Source organism: Longimicrobium sp. (assembly GCF_036554565.1).
Classification (GTDB): Bacteria; Gemmatimonadota; Gemmatimonadetes; order Longimicrobiales; family Longimicrobiaceae; genus Longimicrobium.
Window position 1 is genome coordinate 1 of record NZ_DATBNB010000629.1, and the last position, 19,285, is coordinate 19,285.

Genomic DNA, 19,285 nt, shown 5'->3' on the forward strand with positions numbered 1-19,285 from the left:
ACATTGCAGGAGCAGGAAAATGGGGATGGCTCTCCGGAGCCGTCCAAAACCCTTGGGGACGGCTCCGGAGAGCCATCCCGTTGTCAACTACATCCTTTTGGGCGCCAGAGGCTTGACACCGTGGCTCATAGAAGGATGACACCGCCAGCGCCGGCTCGGACGCGGCTTCGGCTGGGGCCGCGGCGGTGCCGCCCGGGAAGGCGAGCTGCACCACCAGCTCCGTGATGAACCGGTCGTCGCCGTGGCGCGGCAGTCCATCGCGGTTCGGCAGGCGCTCCTCGAACACAGCGTGGAACCGCTTGAGCCCCGCACCGATGCGCCCCAGCATCGCCACCAGCAGCGGGTTGCCGAAATCCATGAACTGCGGCTTGTAGAAGTCGCGTGACGCCTGCGTGGGCTTCGGCCGCTGCGCGGCGGTCCCATCCGCGCCCGCCGCCGCGGGCGCTCCTGCCTCACCCGCGGCGGGCTCGGCGTCGTGCTCGGCCTCTTGGGCGTCGGCTTCGGCCTCGGCGGCGCCTTGGTAGCCCGGGATTTCGTCCACCACTTCGGGCGGCGGCTCGGCCTGCGCGGGCGCGGGCTGGCCCGCGGGCGTCGGGCGCGGCTCCGGCAGGGGGTTGATGCGGAAGTATCCCGTCTCCGGAATCCCGCTCTCCCGCCGCCACCGGTTGATCCGCACGAAGAACTCGGCCGCGGTCTCGTCGCTGCGCCGCTGGGGAAGCAGCGTCCCCGGCACCGACCACCGGCGCCGCGTCAGCACCAGGCTGCCGCCGAACGTCAGCCGCGGGCGGTAGCTGATCGTCGGCTGCGGCTGCGCGTTTCCGCGGGCAGCATCGGTCGGGGCGGCTACGGCGGCTACCGTATCTGCGCCTGCATCGACCGTGTCCGCTCCTCCATCGACGGTGTCCGCCCCGCCATCCACCGTATCCGCGCCTGCGGCCACCGTATCCGCTCCTCCATCGACCGTGTCCGCGGCGACTGTATCCGCAGCGACCGTATCCGCGCCTCCGTCGACGGTATCAGCTCCCCCATCGACCGTGTCGGCGCCAAACGGATCCGCGGCTACCGTGTCCGCGCCCTGGTCTACCGTGTCGGCGCCCTGATCGACGGTATCCGCGTCCTGGTCCACTGTGTCCGCGCCACCTCCGTCCTGCGCGAACGCGGCGGGGGCCACCTGCAGGCCTTCCACGGTGGCGGGTCGGGCCTTGGCGGCGGGTGCCGGCTGCGCGTGCGACTCGGGTACCGTCGGGGCGAACATCACCGGCGGGGTGAAGCGCGACAGCAACTGGTACAGCGGCGGGCGCATCCGCGGGTTCAGGAAGCCCAGGTCCACCGGGATCACCCGGCGCCCCGTGGGCCCGTGCGCCAGCCGCAGCGCGTACGGGTCGTCAGGGTCGGGCTGCACCACGATCTCGCTGCTGGGGAGCTGTGCCTCGGTCGCGCCGCTCTCGCCGGTGGGATAGCTGATTTCCCAGCGCATCAGCGGCGGGTGCAGGTTGGCGTTGAACTGCGCGTCGCCGCAGATCTCGGCGAGCATGTCGTCCGTCAGCGCCGCGTTCCACGTCCGCACGTCTTCCTGCACGTCGTCGGGGAGCATGTACAGGAAGCGCGAGAAATACTTGCCGTACCCCGCCGTGTAGCTGGCGCCGTGCAGCACGAACTGCGGCGCGCCGCCCTCCTCTTCCGCGGGCACCAGCAGGCCGAACGCGCCCATGGAACGCGGCACGTCGCTGACCGTTTCCACTCCCGCCAGCGCCTGCCGGACCTCGTCGGCGGTCAGGTCGATGACATCGGCGTTTGGATCGGCCGCCCAGCGCTCGCGGATGGCCTCGCCCAGTTGCGTACGCGCGGCCGAGAGGCTGCGGACGACGTCCAGCCCGAACGGGTTGCCCACGTCGTATCTGCCCAGCGCCTCTCTGGGCGCGCCACCGCGCTGCTTCGCTTCCTTCTCGACGTGTGCCTTGAAGTGCTCGCGGTAGAACTCCTCGTAGAACCGCAGCAGGGGCACGCCCGGCGAGTCGCCGTAGTAGGTCTGGTAGAAGTGCCGCATGGTGGCCTGCTCGGAGCGGGGCCACCCCAGGCTGGACGTCAGCCGCGCCCACTCTTCCCAGGCGCCGAACGCGCGTCGTACGCCGGGCGTCAGGGCGATCTCGGCGCCCGCGGCGGCGGTGGCGTCCTCGTAGAACGGCATGTCGCGGCGCAGCCGGCCGCTGATCTCCATCTCCACCAGCGCGGTTTCGATCAGCGCGTGGATCTCGTCGATCAGCGCGCCGCGCCCGTCCACCGGCGCGTTGCCGTACGCTTCCACCTGCTCGCGCAGCACGCCCAGCAGCTGCGACGTGCGGCGGGCGTGCTCGTCGTCGATGCGGTCCAGCAGCTCGCGGAAGGGCAGGTCCCAGTCGGCGTCCTGCTCGCGGATGCCCGTGTGGAAGCGCAGGAACCCGATCTCGATCAGCTTGTCCAGGTACGCCTCGGCCTCTTCCGGCGTAGCGTCGATCTCCGGATCCGCCGATAGCGCACCGATCAGGTCGCCCAGCGTGGGGCGCCCGGCCTGGGCGCAGCGCTCGGCGATCAGGTCCAGCACCTCGTTCTCCGCCATCCGCTGGAAGACCTCGCGGCCGTCGATGGCCGTCAGGAACACCAGCCGGCCATCCTCCTTGCGAAGGGTGGGATTGGGCTCGATCGCCAGCCGGTGCCGCACGGTGGGGCGGGTCTTCAGGTGATCGAAGAGCAGGCCGTACAGGAACTTGTTGATGCGGACGAAGCTGCGCTTGACGCGCGGGTCGCCGGTGAAGCGCATCCGCCCCTCGTCCTGGTCCGCGCCGGCCTCGACGAAGGTGCCCGGGATCACGGCGCAGAAGGTGGCGAAGGGCGTGGCCTTGGCGGCCATCCGCGTGTAGTAGCGCAGCAGCCCGCGCTCCGTCTTCTCGTCGCGCCCGCTGAGCGTGCCGCGCTCGGCCGCCGCGTCGTAGCGCCCCAGGTTGCCGTAGAGGGCGCGGCTGGAGACCATCAGCCCCTTCCGGAAGTCGCCGTCGCGCACCAGCTCGCGGAAGCGCCGGCGCAGGGCCGTGACTTCTTCGTCGTGCGCGGCGCCGATGGTGGCGTTCAGCTCGCGGGCACGCTCCAGGTCGGCGACGAAGGCGCGCACCTGCTCGCCCGTCGCCTCGTCCAGCGCGGCCAGCGTGTCGTTCACCTTCTGAGCGGCGGGGGCGCGGCCGTTGTACAGCTCGCGCTTGAGGGCCACCAGGCGGTTGCGCACCGGCTTTTCCGTGGTGGCGCCGATGGCCTCGAACAGCATCTGCGACACTTCCTCGCGCCGCTCGCTGATGCGCGCCTCCACCTCGGCCAGCTCGTCCAGCAGCGACAGGGTGCGCTCGGCGCGCAGCGTGTCGACCGTGTCGACGGGTGCGCCCGACACGCGGCACACGAAGCGCGGGAACAGGGCCTCGGCGGTGGCGGCGGGCTCGTCCATCCAGGGTTCCATCATCCCGCGGACCGGTTTGCCGGGAGTGCCGGCGTGGAAAGAGGCGTGAATCGGCAGGCCATACCGGCGTGAGCGCCCGCCGCGGAAGCCGGGGTTGCACAGCGAACCTAATTACGCCTGTCGGAGCCCCGCAAGTACGCGAGCCGCCAACTTTACGACAGGTGTTTCGGACTCCGCTGGGCGCCGCGTTAGACTGCCCTCTCGCCATACTCTGTCATCCTGAGCCCCATGCGCACCGGACCGGCCCGGACACCGCGCCACGCGGGGCGAAGGATCCAGCCGCGGACACCTACAAGCCCGGGCGCGGCAGCGGTCACCAGGAACGTGGCCGCGAGGTCGACGCGTCTCGACTGGGGGCGGCGCACGCTTGGCTGCCCGTTGAACTGCGGCCATCACGGAACGATTGGCACAGACCACTCCAGGTGCGCGTCGGCGCGTATCCACGTGGTCAGACGCGGTTGGGAGCCGGTCGCGGGCGGCGCGTCGACGCGGAAGGAACGATTGGAGTAGAGCCTTACCTGCAGTGTGTCCGATCCCACCTTGGGGATCAGGGCCCACGGAACCACGATGGTCGACGAGAGAGGCCCCGGGCTGGAGATGGTGAGGCCAGATCCTCCGCGCGTGAACGACACCTCCCACCGCTCGTACTCCGGAACCCCGAGCGTTCCCGACGAGCCGGGGAAGATAGGAATCACAAGGTCCTGCCCGCCGCGGAGCGTCACCGAGGGGCTGCCCCGCCGCGCCACGCTGTACAGGGTGAACTCCGAATGCGGCACGGCGCCAATCGCCGGCACGGGAAGGCGCACCCGGAGCCCGCCCGCGACGGCGGCGCTGTCGAGCGGCACCGTGGCCGAGAATGCGAATTGCCGCTGGCCCCCTGCCTGCGTACCGGTCACGTTCTGCACGCGGAGCGTGTCGCTGCGGAATGCGATGCGGTCGCCGTCGATCGGGATGTACAACGCATGAACGTGAGTCGAGTCGGCGCCGCGTCCGCGGGTACTCACCTGTACCTCGGTTGCGATGGACTTGGCCGGTCCGGTAGGGACGATGCATCCCGCCGCGAGGGCGAGCAGGGCGAGGGCGGCGTAACGGCGAGTGCGAGACATGCGATGGATTGGATTCGTAGAGAGGCGGGGGCGAGTTCGCGAGAGAACGCCTGACGGGGCGAATCGGGACAGGTTCCGGGAGCCGGCTTGACCTGCGCCCGTTCATGCAACATATTCAGTTACATGAGACGCGACAGCCGATTGTCCGGAGTGCTCCACGTGCTGCTCCACATGGCCGAGCAGGGTGGCCCCGTTACCTCCGAGGTCCTGGCGACGGCCATGGACACCAATCCCGTAGTCATCCGCCGGATCATGGCGGGCCTGCGGGAGCAGGGATACGTGAGGTCGGAAAAGGGCCACGGCGGTGGATGGACACTCGCCTGCGACCTGTCTGAGGTCACGCTGCGCGACGTCTATACCGCGCTCGGTTGCCCCTCGCTGCTCGCCATCGGCAATCGGACGGAAGCGCCCGGCTGTCTTGTTGAGCAGGCGGTGAATGCCACACTGAGCCAGGCGTTCCACGATGCGGAGGCGCTGCTGCTTTCGCGCCTGGGCGAGGTCACGCTGGCCATGCTGAGCGCCGACTTCCACGACCGCCTCGCCGCGCGTGGCGGTTCTCACGACCTGGAGGATGCACATGCCTCATGACGCCATCATCATCGGCGGCAGCTTCGCCGGGCTCTCCGCGGCCATGTACCTGGCGCGGGGGCGGCGATCGGTCTGCATCATCGATACGGGATTGCCCCGCAACCGCTTCGCTGCGCATTCCCACGGGTTCTTCGGCCAGGACGGCGCCGCGCCGGGCGCGATGCTCGCCACCGCGCGATCGCAGGTCGCGGCCTATCCCACCGTCACGTTCATCGGCGGGGCGGCGGTCAGCGCGGCGGGGGAGTCGGATGGATTCGCCGTCACGCTGGAGACGGGAAACGTGCTCGAAAGCCGGCGGCTGGTGCTGGCATTCGGCATCTCGGACGAGCTGCCTGCCATCCCGGGGCTTGCTGAGCGCTGGGGCAATTCCGTGATCCACTGCCCGTACTGCCATGGCTACGAGTTCAGCGGCCAGCAGTTGGGCGTGCTGAACGTCTCGCCGATGTCCATCCAGCAGGCGCAGCTGATCTCGGAGTGGGGCCCGACGACGTTCTACCTGAACGGCGGTCCGGAGCCGGATGCCGAAGCCCTCTCGAAGCTGCGGGAGCGGGGGATTTCCATCGAACCAGCCGCGGTGACGGCGCTGCATGGCGACGGCACGCAGCTGTCTTCCATTGAACTGGCGGATGGACGCACGGCGGTGATCGCTGCTCTCTACATCGGTCCGCGCACCCGGCTGAACAGCGAAATCGCGCAGCAACTGGGGTGCGAACTGCACGACGGGCCGTTCGGCGCCATCGTCCGGACGGATGACATGAAGATGACCACCGTACCGGGTGTCTACGCCGCGGGTGACATCACGCGCGCCGCCCACAACGTGACATGGGCGACCTCCGATGGTGTCACGGCCGGCGTGGCGGTGCACAAATCGCTGGTTTTCTGAGCAGGCGTGAGCGACGTGCCACGCATCTGCCCGCTGCCCGGTCGACGGTCATGGCACCGGCGCTCTGTGCGTCTCCTACTCCGCGCAGGCGATGTCCGCGACCGGCTGCATGTGTGGCTCGGTGAGGAACGGTCTCCATCGGAAGGTTTGAGCTTCCGGATGATCCGGCCCCACCTCCCTGACGCGCTTGCGATCGTTGATGTACACAAGCGAATGTGGGCGTGATTCGCCGCCCCTGCAGTTGAGGAGCATGTCGAGGATGATTTCATCGTAGACACCCTCGCCATCCGACTGGGGAGGGTCGAAGATCATCTTCACGCGCACCCGGGTGTATGGCTCGGAGCCGTCTGCCGGGGGCCTGATGGAGCTCGTGTCCACCGCGAACTCCGATACCTCCATGATATTCGCGTGGATTGGGTACCACTGGGGGCCATAGTCTGCGTCGCGGGATCCGCAGGCGGCAACCAGGGCAACGGCGATCGTGGAAAGGGCAAAACGCATCGTGGTCAGCACCTGAACTGGAGGCGGGGCGTTGGACGGGGCGGCGGGGGCGGTCGCCGCCCCTAGACTAGCCCGAGCGTCGTTCGTAAGGGAAGCGGCCGAGGACGTAACGGCTACTCCCAATTCTACCCCGCCCCCCGTGATCAAGGGCGACGGCGTTCGGCAGATCGGCGGGTGCCCACTACGAGAACGCGTTGTGGGGCCGCACCCACGCGGTCGCGGCCTCGGCAGCGTCGCGCAGGTCGTCGGCGAACTCCAGGACGGCCTCGGCCACGAGCGGGTCCATCGGCGGCGCCTCGTCCGGCACCGCGCGGGCGAGCTTGAGGCTGGAGTACGCGATGGACTCGAATGCCCCGAACTTGTCCATCAGCATCTCCAGCGAGCGGGCGGGCGAGGTCTGCTCCCCGTTGGCAATCTTGGCGCGCATCCAATCCTCCCCTCTTCCGTTTGCGCCCTGTACGTGGGGCGCCTACAATCCACGAGCGGCGCTGCGGTCGAGCGCCACTTTCCTGAGGAGTATTCTACTGTGAATACTACCTACTGTCAACAGATCTGATTATTTTCAAGGTGCCACTTGGCCGAGCCGGAGAAGATCGCGACCGTAGTGCGTGAGGTGATTGAGGAAAGTGGGCTACCGCGTACCCTCGTCGCCCAAGATGCTCACCTGAGCCGTGCGACGTTGATCACGTGGCTGGCCGGTACGCGCACGCCGCAGCCAGAAAGCGTCGCGCAACTCGCTGATGGGTTGGAGCGACGTGCGAATCAATTACTGAAACAGGTAGCTCGGCTCCGCGAAGTCAATCGAGCGTCGTAGCGGGCACGCCAATGTCCATTCCTCACTCTTTCAAATCCGAGTTGCCATGACTTCGATACCATTGGATCAGTTTGTGGCCTTCGTGCGTACACTCGAAGGTGAGGTAATCAAAACGCGGGCAGGACGAGGCGGTTTAGTGTCCGCGTGCTCGACCACGGCCTTGAATTCACGCCCGAGTCAAGTCGCACGCCGAGGGGTCACACGTTCACGTACACTCAACGTGTTCTTGATCAATTCGCTGAGACACATTCGTGGAGCACGGCTGATTATCAGTTCACGGTGAACGCGTCCTACTAACTGACATTGATCGACCTGTTTCTTCGCACGCAAAGAGGACCTGAGGCGACATACTGGCGAATGCAGCTTCACCCGGAAGATTCGAGTGGTGCAATCCGACGTACGGTCGAGAGCTTATCAGCAGGCTACATTGGTTTGGATTTCGCTGGAGCTGTCGGCGATCTACTCACCACGCCGCAAGACGCTATTCCTCCCCATCAGCGACATTACCGGGCGTTTGCGCACGAAATGAAGATCAACGATCGAGTGTTGCTCTTCGCCCATCACTTTCCATTTGCTTTGGTGCGGGTTTGTGGGGAGTACAATTACATCCGGTCTGCAGTCCCCGAGCTTGGGGTCTGGTTCCGGCACTTCAGATCGGTTGATGATGTACGCTACTACGGCGATTTTGTGACGAACGCCAAGGCGTGGGAGCCAATCACCATGACAGCGACGATCACCCCGCTCCGAAGCTCGAGCGCAGAGTCTTCTGAACTGATAGAGCGCTGGTTGCGTGCCTGACTAGGGATACCGCCCCGACGGAGTTTACCGGCGCGATCTCGGATCGTCGTGGATTCCGGGCGACTTACAGAAACTTTGGATCAGGTCCACCGGAGTTCGCCACACCGTGGCACCACTCAGCCGAACGTGTATTCTATGCAGCACTTTGTCGCGATCCCGCAGCCGAACGGTGAGTATGAACTTCACCCGATGAAGAGGTGGCTTCGGCAGAACCCGGAGGAACTTCCCAGGTCCGTCGATCCAACTGGTAACACGCGTCAACTGCGGAATGCACTTCGCAAAGATGGTTGGACGATGCGCGAGACCGAGCACGATGTGCGTCTATTCAGGCCGGCTGACCGCAACTTGGCCATGACAGATCAAAGACATCTTGAAGCCGAAACTCCGCACTCTGCCAAAGGATCTGTTCGGGAACGAGAGTGGGTCGGCAAGCTGGTTCCGGGGCTGCAAAGGAGTCTTCAAGCGGCTGATCCAACGCTTGAGCTACGGGATGGCTATCGGTTGGCGTACAGTCGCGAAGTTTTACGATATCGTGAGGCAGAGCCGCTAGAACAATTCGGCATGCTGTATGAAACTGATCTCTTAATTGTAGAGCGCGCTGGCAATGACTGGACGCCCAGAGTGGTGATTGAAGCAAAAATGCGCAGCGTTACAACTCACGATGCAATCACGTACAGCCAAAAGGCAGCAACCCACAAGCACGTCCACCCATACCTTCGGTACGGGATTTTCCTTGGCTACCGGGGCAAACAGCCGTTGCCTGGACGACTCTTCCGCCACGGGGCTCACTTCGACTTCATGATCTCGTGGCAGGGGCTCGAGCCGACCATGGAGGAATTCGAACAGTTCACTGCGTTGCTCATCGACGAAGTGAGGGCGTCCCGTCTTCTGCAAGAGATCATGTTTGGCACGCGCCGCCGCGAGCGGGCACGCTATTCGGTGCTGCACAAGCCTGTTATCGCCAAGTAGCGACAGCGTCAGACAACGAGCGCGTGCCGCCGACAACCAAGACCGTGGTGCTCACGCCCCAGCCTCCTCCAGCTCTGACCAGCGCGCGTACAACGCATCCACCGCCTCACCCGCCTCTTTGAATGCCGCCGTCACCCGCGCCACCTCGTCGGCGGGGCCAGCGTAGAGCGCGGGATCGGCCAGGCGCGCGGCGAGCTCTTCCTTGCGCGCCTCAGCCGCGGTGATGGCGGCCTCCATTCCATCCAGCTCCTTCTTTTCCTTGTAGCTCAGCCTGCGCCCGCCCCCGTCTTTCTTGGCAGGCGCGGAGGCCGTCGCGGCCTTGCGCGCGGTCGTCTGGGCAGTGGCGGCTTCGGCTTCCTTCTGCTCCTTCAGGCGGCGATAGAGGTCGTAGTTGCCCTCGTGCCGGTGAAGCACGCCGTTGCCCTCGAAGACGATCAGCCCCGTCGCGACCTTGTCCAGAAAGAAGCGGTCGTGCGTCACCATCAGCACGCACCCGCCGTAATCAGCCAGAACGGACTCCAGAACCTGCAGCGTCACCAGGTCCAGATCGTTCGTGGGCTCGTCCAGGATGAGCAGGTTGGCATCCAGCAGGAACAGGCGGGCCAGCAGCAGCCGGTTGCGCTCCCCGCCGGAGAGTGAGCGCACCACCTGGCGCTGCTTCTCGGGCGGAAACAGGAACGTTTCCAGGTAGCTGCGCAGGTGCGTGCGCTGGCCGCCCACCATCACCCAGTCGCTGTCGGCGGCGGCCTCGTAGATCGTGTGCTCTGGATTGAGTTCTTCGCGGCGCTGGTCGAAGTAGGCGAAACGCGTGTTCTTGCCCACCTCCACCTCGCCGGCATCGGGCGGCTCCTGCCCCAGGATGATGCGAAGCAGCGTGGTCTTCCCCGCCCCGTTCGGCCCGATGATGCCGATGCGCTCGCCCGCCTGCAGCATGCCGCTGAAGCCGCGGATCAGCGTCCGCTCGCCGAACGACTTGGCGATCCCGTGCAGGTTCAGCACGGTGCGCCCCAGGCGCGGCGCCTCGTTCAGGTTGATCTCCACGGCGTCGCGGTTGGGCACCCGCTTTTCCTTCTGCTCCTTCTCCAGCCCGCCCAACCGACCGATGCGCGCCTTCTGCTTTCCCGTGCGCGCCGACGGCGAGCGGCGCACCCACGCCAGCTCCTGCGCGATCAGCTTCTTGCGCTTTTCCTCCTCCACCGAGGCGCGCTCCATCCGCTCGGCCTTTGCCTCCAGGTACTCCGTGTAGCCGCCGGGATAGCCCGTAAGCTCGCCGGTGGACACCTCCAGCATCCGCGTGACCACGCGATCGAGGAAGTAGCGATCGTGGGTGATCAGCAGCACCGCGCCGGGATACTCCTGCAGGTGCTCCTCCAGCCAGGCCGTGGTGTCGGCATCCAGGTGGTTGGTGGGCTCGTCCAGCAGCAGCAGTTCCGGCTGCTGAAGAAGCACACGGGCCAGGGCCACCCGCTTCCGCTCGCCGCCGGACAGCCCCTCCACCGGCCGCTCCCAGTGCGCCACGTCGAGCTTGGTGAGGATGGCCTCCATCCGGTGCTCGTAATCCCACCCGCCGAGCGCGTCGATGCGCCCCGCCGCGCGCTCCTGCAGCGCCAGCAGCCGGTCGACATCGCCCTCCCCCGCCGTGAGCGCCTGCGCCACCGCGTGGTACTCGCCAATGGCGTCCAGCAGTTCCGGCTTGCCGCCCGCGACCGCGGAGAGGATGGTGGCGCCCTCGTCGAACTCCGGCTCCTGCGAGAGGTAGCCGGCGCGAATCCCCCGCTGGAAGGCGAGCGTGCCGCCCTCGTGGCCCTCGAGCCCGGCGACGATGCGGAACAGGGTGCTCTTCCCCGACCCGTTGACGCCGATGAAGCCCACCTTTTCGCCCTCGTCCACCGCGAACGAAACGCCGTCGAAAACGACGCGGGTGCCGTAGCTCTTCTTGAGACTCTGGACGTTGAGGACGTTCATTTCCGATTTACGTGCGTTGACTGAAAGATGCGCGCGGCAACCTACGAGTACACCGCGGAAAACAGAAGGCCTCACGCGGAGGCGCGGAGAACGCGGAGGAAACGGAGAAAACCTCCGCAGTTCTCCGCGACCTCCGCGCCTCCGCGTGATTCCCGTTGTTCAACGGAACTGCGGGTGAGCACGGGCGTACGGGAACATCCGACGGGCACGAGGGATGCGCATCCCGGTGCCAACCCGTCCCCCGACACGCGTGGTCCCGATGCTTCTGTGGATGTTCTTCATCTTCGTCGCGTTCATCTCCAAGCTGCTGCTTGCGATCACGATGTGCTACCTGATCTTTCCCTCGGAGCGCACCTGCGACGAATGCGACGCGGAGACGCTTTCCGTGCGGATGGGGATGGGTGGCCGCATGCTGCAGAAGCTGCTGATGGGCAAGCTTCAGCGCCGCTGGTGCCCGCGCTGCGGATGGGAAGGCCTGACGCGCACCTCCGACGCCGACGTGGTACCGTCCAACTCTGTGATAGCACACCACCTGTCATCCTGAAGCGCCTCGCGTGAGCGGGTGGGCCGGCCGCTGCGAACACGAAAAGCCCCGACGCGGGCCGCTTTCGCGTCCCGCCTGGGACTTCATCAGCACGCACTCCACACCTGCCGAAGTGCACCTGTCATCCCGAGGAAGCGGCCCCACCGAACCTGCCCGTACGCCGAAGATGGCAGCGACGAGGGATCCGCCACACAGCCACGGTGGCGCGTCGAACCGCGGGCAGCACCGAGGCCACTTCCCTGTTGGGCGTGTCGCGCCGGAAGGGACCATGGCGTCGGCGCAGGGCGAGGGTCGGTGCACCTCGCATCGTGTGTGGCGGATCCCTCGGTCGCTGCGGTCGCTGGAGCAGAGGCAAGTGTGGCTTGGCCGCTCCGTCGGGATGACATCAGGCGTGCGACGCGCACCACACTGGCTCCCTTCCCCCGCGCAGTTTGCGGGGGAGGGCTGGGGATGGGGGGTGCCCGCGGGCGTCCCGGAACCCAGCCGAAGCCACGATCGAAGTTCCCCCCTCTCCGCACGCAGTTTGTGCGGGGAGGGGCCGGGGGAGGGGCCTCAGCGCCAGCCGCTCTGCCGCTGGAAGTCGTCGCTCACCTGGCGCAGCAGCCTCTCGATGGCGTCCTGCGACTGCGGAAAGAACAGCGTGTCCGACAGCGAGTTGAGCGCCGAGCGCACGTCGCGGAAGCGGTCGGCCGCGCGCAGGAACAGGTCGCCCACGCCGTGGCGCAGGGCCAGGTCGCTCCCCGCCGCCATCCGGAACCCGGCCGCGCCCATCTCGTCGTAGTACGACATGGGCGGCGCGCCGCGGCGCTGCACCCGGTGCGCGATGTAGTCGGGAAACACGCCCCCCAGCCACAGGGCGAAATTGCCCAGGTGCACCCGCAGCAAAAACTCGCGCTCGCCCCGCGCCCGCTCCAGCGCGCCCAGGATGTCGGTCAGGTAGAAGAAGGGCTCGCCCTCACCCCCATCCACGCGGTGCGCCTTGCCTGCCATGGCGAACTCCAGCAGCACCGCGGCGGTGTAGTCCGCCAGCTGCCGGTCCTGGATTTCGCGCTGCATGAGCGCGTGGCGCACCATCACGTAGAACAGCAGCGGAGCCGGGACCGCGCTCACGCCCTCGCTGCGCACCAGCGCGCGCAGCACACCCGCGTCGTCCAGCAGCGCATCCAGCCCCTGCTCGCGCAGCCGTTCCTCCCCACCCGGACCGACCAGCGAGGTGAGCAATTCCGCCTCGCGCCTGCCGAACGATGCTCGTACGTTGGGCCTGATCATCCATGCCTCCAGCGAAACGTGTTGTCTTCGCCGTACTGCCCGGCGGCCCCACAAGTTCCACGCGGGCCGCCCCGGCGCCGGGGATATCTCCCAAATTGCATGCGGAGTGCCTGAACGTCCAGAATCGCGATGAACCCAGCTCCGGCCTCACGATTGCATCCTGCCGACGGAGTGCACGCCGTTCACTTCCGCGCCTCAATCCCGAGATCCGGCCGATGAATCCGACGCTTCCGCCGTCGTGGCAGTCCCCCTTGGCAGCCGAGCTGGAAAAGCCCTACTTCCAGAAGCTGCGCGCGTTCGTGGATGAGGAGCGAAGCCGCGCGACCGTCTTCCCGCCGGAAGGCAAGGAGTTCACCGCGCTGGAGCTGACGCCGTACGACGCGGTGAAGGTGCTGATCCTGGGACAGGACCCGTACCACGGAGCCGGCCAGGCGCACGGGCTGGCGTTCTCGGTCCTTCCCGGTGTGCGCCCTCCCCCGTCGCTGGCCAACATCTTCAAGGAACTGAAGGCCGAGATGGGGTGCCCCGCGCCCCGCAACGGCTATCTGGTACCCTGGGCCGAGCAGGGCGTGCTCCTGCTGAACGCCGTGCTGACGGTGCGCGAGGGCGAGCCCAACTCGCACAAGGGCAAGGGCTGGGAAACGTTCACGGATGCGGTCATCCGCGCGGTGGCGGCTCGTGAAGATCCCGTCGTGTTCGTGCTGTGGGGCGGGTACGCAGCCAAGAAGGAGTCGCTGATCGGCGCGCCGCACTACGTCCACAAGTCCGCGCACCCATCGCCGCTTTCCGCCAAGCGGGGCTTTTTCGGAAGCACGCCGTTCACCATCATCAACCGCGAGCTGCAGCGCGCCGGAAAGACGCCGGTGGACTGGTGCATCTCCGACAGCTGATCATCGTCCCGAATCACACCCGATCGACGAAATGCCGGCACGACGCGCGATGTCGGAAGTTGGGCGCATGCGCAATCTGGGACCCTACTGCGAGCGGGTGCTGAACGCCATCGGCGTGCACACCGCGGCCGAGTTGCGCGAGTTGGGAGCGGTGAACGCGTACCGCCTGCTGGCGCTACGCGGCCACCGGCCCAGCCTGAACCTGGTGTGGGCCATCGAAGCCGCACTGACGGACGTGCACTGGATGGATCTTCCGCCGGAGACGAAGGCGCGGCTGAAGGCGGAACTCGAGGCGCCGTGGGATGCGTGGGCGCTGCTCGCGGGCGATCAGGAGGAGGGGGAAGAGGACGGCGGGAGCGGGTGAGGCCAGGCCTTGGCGCATACCGCGGCGCCCCCCATCCCCAGCCCTTCCCCCGCAAACTGCGCGGGGGAAGGGAGCCAGCCCGGTGCGCGTCCCCAGCGGCCGCGGCGTGGGCTGGCACCCCGGCGGGCTGAGTGTGGGTCGATGGCTCCGGCGCACTCCCCGGCTGCCCTCACCCCCGGCCCCTCTCCCGCAAGCGGGAGAGGGGAGAATTCGATTGCGCTTCGGCAGGTGCACGGCGTTCTGTCATCCCGACGGAGCGGCCACGCCCCACCCGCCCATGCACCATCGATCGCAGCGACTGAGGGATCCGCCATCCAGTCCGCGAGCCGCCTCATCCCCGCGGGAATCACCGCGGCTGGGCTGTGTTCTTCGGGGCTGGCGAAGGAACGCCGAAGGCTTGGTCGCGAGCAGTCGTGGAGGCAATCGGAGCACTGTGTGGCGGATCCCTCAGTCGCTGCGGTCTGCGGTGTAGGGGCAGGTTCGCCGGGGCCGCTCCATCGGGATGACAGATGCGCTTCGGCAGGTGTGGAGTGCGAGCCTCGCGTGCGTACGTTGGTCAGAATGGCGAACGATCGTTCGTTGCGTATGTGGAAGGGCACGGAGCGGGGATGGAACTCCCGCCCGGCGGCGACGTACGACGGCATAGGCGCCGACACATCGCCCCGCCCCCCGCAACCATCGGCCGAGAGGCCCACCGCTCCACGCGCAGGAGGTGCCGCATGTTCCAGATCCTGGTTCGGGAAAAGAAGCGCCGGGCGATCAGCCCCCTGTTCCTGGCCGTCTCGGCCGCCGCCCACGTCGCCATCTTCGGCGGGGTGATGTACGCAGCCTCGGGCGAGCCGGAGCGGACCAAGGTCGTGCTCGACGGCATCATCGACATTCCGGACGTTCCGGAGAAGGCGATCGAAAAGCCCACCGTAGATCCGCCCCCGCCCGCCCCGGACACGCCGGATGAGCCCGCGGCCGATGCGCCGGTGGTGGGCGAGACGGTGGTGCTGCAGCCGCCCACGGACGTTCCGACGGTCATCAGCCCTCCGCGAGCGGACGAAACGCCGATCACGCCCCATATGGTGACGGGCATCGGCAAACCCGGCGACGTGATCGGCACGCCGGATCCGGGAGACGTCCGCCCACCCACGGGCAACACCGACCCGGGCACGCCGGTAAAGCCGGCGGACTGGGTTCCGGGTGAGGGCGACGTGGACGAGCTGCCCTCGCTGGAACGCAACGGGCTGGCCCGCCTGATGGAACGCCACTATCCGCCGCAGCTGCGGGATGCGCGGGTCAGCGGCCGCGCGCTGGTCGAGGTCATCGTGGACGAGGACGGGCGTGTGCGGCCGGGGTCGGCCAAGGTGATCGAGACGTCGCACCCGGGCTTCGAGACCGCTACGCTGCGTGCCGCCGAGCGGTTCCGCTTCCGCCCCGCCAAAATCGCCGGAATGGTGGTGCCGGTGAAGGTGGCCATCCCCGTCGTCTGGACCACCAGCGACTGAGCAGCCGCCGCACCGGAAACACGAGGGGCCCCGGAACTCATCCGGGGCCCCTCACTGCGTTTCGCACTTTCGCACTTTCGCACTTTCGCACTTTCGCACTTTCGCACTTTCGCACTTTCGCACTCACGCTCTTCAACACTCCCCCACTCACACCGCCGGCGGCTGATCCCGTCGCTCCGCCCGCGCATCCACCAGCGTCCTCAGCAGCGTGGCCCCCAGGATCAGCACGCCACCCATGATGGGCCACGCGCCCGGCCGCTCGCCGTGCGACAGCCAGGCCCAGATGGGGTTGAGGGCCGGCTCCAGCAGCAGCAGCACCGACGCTTCCAGCGCCGGGACGTGGCGGATTCCAGCAGTCAGCAGCAGGTACGCCGCGCCGATCTGGAACACACCCAGGTATCCCACCGCCAGCCAGTCGCCCGTTCCCGCGCCGGTCACCGGCAGCGCCGCCGGCAGGCACGCGGCGAAGGCGATGAAGTTTCCCGCCACGACGGTGGGCAGTGCCGAGCCCTCGCCGCCCGCGCGGTTCCCCATCCACCGCAGCCCGATCAGCGTCAGCGCCCACGTCAGTCCGCTCAGCAGGGCCAGCACGTTGCCGCGGGCGGGGTCCGGCGCCGTGTGGGCGGGCGTGTCGGTGCCCACGAAGAACAGCAGCATCCCAAGCGCCACGGGGGCCATGAACGCCAGGTCGCGCCGGCGCACGTGCTCCTTCAAGAGCAGCGGCCCAAAGAGCAGCATGTACAGCGGTGCGGTGGACTGCAGGAAGATGGCGTTCGCCGACGTGGTCAGCTTGTTGGCCGTCACGAACAGCACCAGCGTCGACGCGTACAGGATGCCCACCGGCAGCACGTGCCACGTCCACCCGCGCCGGGCGGCGGGCACCAGCAGGGCGATGGCGATGCCCGCGATCAGCGAGCGAAAGCCCGCCACCTGCCACGAAGTGAGGGTGGTGGCCTTGATCGCGGCCCCGCCCGTCGAGAACAGGAGGGCGGCACCCAGCAGCTGCAGGCGGTGCGAGGTTGCGGGAGCCAAGAGCAAGTCGTCGGTGTCGGGAACGGGGCGAATTCGCGGGAAGGATGCCCCTGCGCCCCCCGGGCCGGCAAGGTGCCGGATGCCCGGCACGCGGCCTGCGCAGGCGGCGTTCCACCCAAACCTTCACCAAACCTGCTACAGGGATCGTTGACGATGGCGGAATACAGCAGCGGGCCGCACGATGCCACGCCCGCGCCGACGGAAAAGAAGCTCGACCAGCTGTTCGGACTGATCGACGGGATCTCGGTCGCCATGTTCACCACGCGCCGCCCGGATGGAAATCTCGTGTCCCGCCCCATGCAGGTGCAGGGTCGGCAGGAGGGCGCGGACCTGTGGTTCGTGACCGACGGCGAGACGCACAAGATGGACGAGCTGGAAGCCGACCCGCACGTGAACCTGTCGTTCTACCGCGACCGCACGCGCGAGTGGGTGTCGGTGAGCGGGCGCGCGCGGGTGGTGACGGACCGGGCCAAGATCCACGACCTGTACAAGCCCGACTGGAAGGCGTGGTTCCCGGACGATGGCCCGGGCCGCGACGGCGGGCCCGACGACCCGCGCCTGGCGCTGATCGCCGTGGACGCCGACACCGTGGTCTACATGGTGAGCAACACGCCGCGCCCGGTGGTGCTGTTCGAGGTGGTAAAGGGCATCCTCACCGGCCAGCAGCCGAACGTCGGCGAAACACACGTCGTCAGCGGGCACGAGATGCACGGCGGCTCCGGCAGCTGATTCCCTCGCCCGAAGAAAGCGGCGCTCGGCGGCACCGGCAGCTGATTCCCTCGCCGGAAGAAAGCGGCCCCGGCGCATGTGCGCCGGGGCCGCTTCTGCTGTCCGCACTGATGATCAGGCGCGCCGCTGCAGGCTTTCGTGGGTGAGGATCACCGGGTCGGCGGGCGTGCTTTCCAGCAGGTCCAGCAGCGACGTCTGGTAGCGCTGGGCGCTGGGCACCTCGTGGCAGCCCCGGCAGCGCGCCTCGTACGCCTCGTGGCCGCCCACCTGGATGGTGGGCCCCTCGTACGGCGCGGGCTCGCCATCCACCAGGCGCTGGTTGCGGGTGGCCGCGTTGCCGCACAGCACGCAGATGGCGTGAAGCTTGTCCACAGTTTCCGCCACCGTGAGCACCCGCGGCATGGGGCCGAACGGCTCGCCGCGGAAGTCCATGTCGATCCCCGCCACGATCACCCGCACGCCGCGGTCGGCCAGCACGCTGATCACGTCGACGATGCCCTCGTCCAGGAACTGCACCTCGTCGATGGCCACCACCTGCACGCCGGGCATCACCTGCGCGGCCACCTCCAGCGACGAGCGCACGGGCACGGCCTCCACCCCCGAGCCCGCGTGCGAGCTGATGGTGCGCACGCCGGCGTAGCGGTCGTCGAGGGCCGACTTGAACACCTGCACACGGCGCCGCGCGATCAGGGCCCGGCGGACGCGCCGGATCAGTTCCTCGCTCTTGCCGCTGAACATCACCCCGGTGATGACCTCGATCCAGCCGTGGCCGTCGCCGTGGTAAAGCGCGATGTCTCTCAAGTGAGTGCTGCGTTGGGACTTCTGGATGGGAACCCTGCGTGGGCGCCGCGCCGGGCGGGCGGCTGACAGAAACCTACCCGCCATGAGCGGTGCGGACAAGCGGCGGATACGAGCGCGGAGAACTCCATCCTGGACCAGGTTGGATGTGGCGCATGCCCCCGGCGCCCCCCATCCCCAGCCCTTCCCCCGCAAACCGCGCGGGGGAAGGGAGCCAGCCCGGTGCTCGTCGGCGGCCTGCGCGCACTCGGCTGGCCCTTGCAGTCCGCGCAGGCGGACTTCGTGATTTGCCAGCTGCGGTTTCAACCGCCGGGACAGAAGCCGAGGCCTCTGCGTCCGTGACCGCTGCCGCGCCCCAGCTCGTTCGTGCCCTCGGCAAGATCCTTCGGCCCGCACGGGGTGTGCCGAGGGCTGGTACGGCCGCCTGGGCCTCTGGATGACAATCGGGGCACGCCGAGCGTCGGTGTGCATCCCGATCGGGAAGCCGGGCCGGGTGAGGCCCCTCAGCGCGGCTTGTTGCGGCGCTCGAAGACCACCTCGTCGGCGACGATCATGTAGCGGATCATCCGCTCGTGGGCCTCGGGAAAGGCCTCGGCGCGGTCGCGGAACCGGTCGTTGCTCACGATCAGCGCATCCAGCTCGCGCGCGAACGCCAGGATGAAGTAGTCGGCGTCGGTGCCCGCGGGGGCCTGGCGGATCTTCCCCTCGTCTAGCCGCCGCTCGTACCCCTCGCGGTCGTCGATCTGGTGCCGGAGCGCGGCGTCGGCCATCACCACGGGCTCGTACCCCTCTTCCCGGAGCTTGCGCACCACGATGGCGATGTTCTCCAGCCGGGGGTGCTCGCCCTCGGTGGAGTGCGCCACGTTGCTCGCATCGATCAGCACGGTCACCCGCTCCGCGCGGCCTTCTTCTTTCGGATCGTCCGGCATTTCAGAAACCAGGGAAAGACGGGAGCCACGGCAACGACGGTCACCGGGGCAATGCAACAGGCGTACGCGAAAGGCCGGCCCCCCGCGAAGGAGGCCGGCCTTTGCCGGGCGAACCCGCGCGGGGCATCAGCC

General features: G+C 67.8%; 18 protein-coding genes. 9 read left to right on the forward strand and 9 right to left on the reverse strand.

The features are described 5' to 3' along the window. Both VIB55_RS17445 and VIB55_RS17450 read right to left on the reverse strand, forming a co-directional pair. On the reverse strand, window positions 1-3,484 hold a 3,484-nt coding region (locus VIB55_RS17445), incomplete at its 3' end, for a lantibiotic dehydratase (protein ID WP_331877948.1). Between the two features lie 389 nt (window positions 3,485-3,873). After that, window positions 3,874-4,587 carry a hypothetical protein gene (locus tag VIB55_RS17450; RefSeq protein WP_331877949.1) on the reverse strand — a complete coding sequence of 238 codons (714 nt, stop codon included), beginning with the start codon at window positions 4,585-4,587 and terminating at the stop codon, window positions 3,874-3,876. A gap of 123 nt (window positions 4,588-4,710) precedes the next feature. On the opposite strand from VIB55_RS17450, the gene VIB55_RS17455 reads away from it, so the two are divergent. Both VIB55_RS17455 and VIB55_RS17460 read left to right on the forward strand, forming a co-directional pair. Next, complete coding sequence (locus VIB55_RS17455; protein WP_331877950.1) at window positions 4,711-5,175, forward strand: Rrf2 family transcriptional regulator; 465 nt, start codon at window positions 4,711-4,713, stop codon at window positions 5,173-5,175. Further along, window positions 5,165-6,058 carry an NAD(P)/FAD-dependent oxidoreductase gene (locus tag VIB55_RS17460; RefSeq protein ID WP_349263048.1) on the forward strand — a complete coding sequence of 298 codons (894 nt, stop codon included), beginning with the start codon at window positions 5,165-5,167 and terminating at the stop codon, window positions 6,056-6,058. Before VIB55_RS17455 ends, VIB55_RS17460 begins: the two co-directional genes overlap by 11 nt. 75 nt (window positions 6,059-6,133) lie before the next feature. Here VIB55_RS17460 and VIB55_RS17465 read toward each other — a convergent pair whose 3' ends face one another. Continuing rightward, entirely contained in the window at window positions 6,134-6,571 is a 438-nt protein-coding gene (locus VIB55_RS17465) for a hypothetical protein (RefSeq protein ID WP_331877952.1), read from the reverse strand. Window positions 6,572-6,740: 169 nt separating this feature from the next. After that, window positions 6,741-6,986: a hypothetical protein gene (locus VIB55_RS17470; RefSeq protein ID WP_331877953.1), complete on the reverse strand. Its 246-nt coding sequence runs from the start codon at window positions 6,984-6,986 to the stop codon at window positions 6,741-6,743. Between the two features lie 690 nt (window positions 6,987-7,676). Here VIB55_RS17470 and VIB55_RS17475 point away from each other — a divergent pair. Beyond that, window positions 7,677-8,171, forward strand: a complete 495-nt coding sequence (locus tag VIB55_RS17475) for a hypothetical protein (protein WP_331877954.1) — start codon at window positions 7,677-7,679, stop codon at window positions 8,169-8,171. 294 nt (window positions 8,172-8,465) lie between these two features. After that, a complete protein-coding gene (locus VIB55_RS17480) occupies window positions 8,466-9,140 on the forward strand; it encodes a hypothetical protein (protein ID WP_331877955.1) in 675 nt (224 codons plus the stop codon). Between the two features lie 51 nt (window positions 9,141-9,191). Here the strand turns inward: VIB55_RS17480 and abc-f are convergent, their stop codons facing one another. Beyond that, a complete protein-coding gene (gene abc-f / locus VIB55_RS17485; RefSeq protein WP_331877956.1) occupies window positions 9,192-11,105 on the reverse strand; it encodes a ribosomal protection-like ABC-F family protein in 1,914 nt (637 codons plus the stop codon). Window positions 11,106-11,355: 250 nt separating this feature from the next. Between abc-f and VIB55_RS17490 the strand changes: the two genes are divergently transcribed. After that, the gene (locus VIB55_RS17490; protein WP_331877957.1) at window positions 11,356-11,649 is read left to right on the forward strand and encodes a hypothetical protein; all 294 of its coding nucleotides are present in this window, start codon (window positions 11,356-11,358) and stop codon (window positions 11,647-11,649) included. A gap of 552 nt (window positions 11,650-12,201) precedes the next feature. Here VIB55_RS17490 and VIB55_RS17495 read toward each other — a convergent pair. Continuing rightward, a complete protein-coding gene (locus VIB55_RS17495) occupies window positions 12,202-12,918 on the reverse strand; it encodes a hypothetical protein (RefSeq protein ID WP_331877958.1) in 717 nt (238 codons plus the stop codon). Between the two features lie 215 nt (window positions 12,919-13,133). Here VIB55_RS17495 and VIB55_RS17500 point away from each other — a divergent pair, with 215 nt between their 5' ends. The 3 genes from VIB55_RS17500 to VIB55_RS17510 all read left to right on the forward strand — a co-directional run bounded on the left by VIB55_RS17500 (window position 13,134) and on the right by VIB55_RS17510 (window position 15,665). Then, window positions 13,134-13,808: a uracil-DNA glycosylase gene (locus VIB55_RS17500; protein ID WP_331877959.1), complete on the forward strand. Its 675-nt coding sequence runs from the start codon at window positions 13,134-13,136 to the stop codon at window positions 13,806-13,808. A gap of 67 nt (window positions 13,809-13,875) precedes the next feature. After that, window positions 13,876-14,172, forward strand: coding sequence for a TfoX/Sxy family protein (locus VIB55_RS17505; RefSeq protein WP_331877960.1), 297 nt, complete (start codon window positions 13,876-13,878; stop codon window positions 14,170-14,172). Window positions 14,173-14,891: 719 nt separating this feature from the next. Then, window positions 14,892-15,665: a TonB family protein gene (locus VIB55_RS17510; protein ID WP_331877961.1), complete on the forward strand. Its 774-nt coding sequence runs from the start codon at window positions 14,892-14,894 to the stop codon at window positions 15,663-15,665. A 147-nt stretch (window positions 15,666-15,812) separates the two neighbouring features. On the opposite strand, the gene VIB55_RS17515 is transcribed toward VIB55_RS17510, so the two are convergent. After that, window positions 15,813-16,697 (reverse strand): DMT family transporter, encoded by an 885-nt coding sequence (locus VIB55_RS17515; RefSeq protein WP_331877962.1) that lies wholly within the window; start codon window positions 16,695-16,697, stop codon window positions 15,813-15,815. Between the two features lie 153 nt (window positions 16,698-16,850). Here VIB55_RS17515 and VIB55_RS17520 point away from each other — a divergent pair, with 153 nt between their 5' ends. Then, window positions 16,851-17,426, forward strand: coding sequence for a pyridoxamine 5'-phosphate oxidase family protein (locus VIB55_RS17520; protein ID WP_331877963.1), 576 nt, complete (start codon window positions 16,851-16,853; stop codon window positions 17,424-17,426). A 114-nt stretch (window positions 17,427-17,540) separates the two neighbouring features. Here the strand turns inward: VIB55_RS17520 and VIB55_RS17525 are convergent, their stop codons facing one another. Together VIB55_RS17525 and VIB55_RS17530 are read right to left on the reverse strand one after the other, a co-directional pair. Continuing rightward, complete coding sequence (locus tag VIB55_RS17525; RefSeq protein WP_414681872.1) at window positions 17,541-18,164, reverse strand: thymidine kinase; 624 nt, start codon at window positions 18,162-18,164, stop codon at window positions 17,541-17,543. Between the two features lie 563 nt (window positions 18,165-18,727). Continuing rightward, window positions 18,728-19,153, reverse strand: coding sequence for an NYN domain-containing protein (locus VIB55_RS17530; protein ID WP_331877965.1), 426 nt, complete (start codon window positions 19,151-19,153; stop codon window positions 18,728-18,730). Window positions 19,154-19,285: the final 132 nt, after the last annotated feature.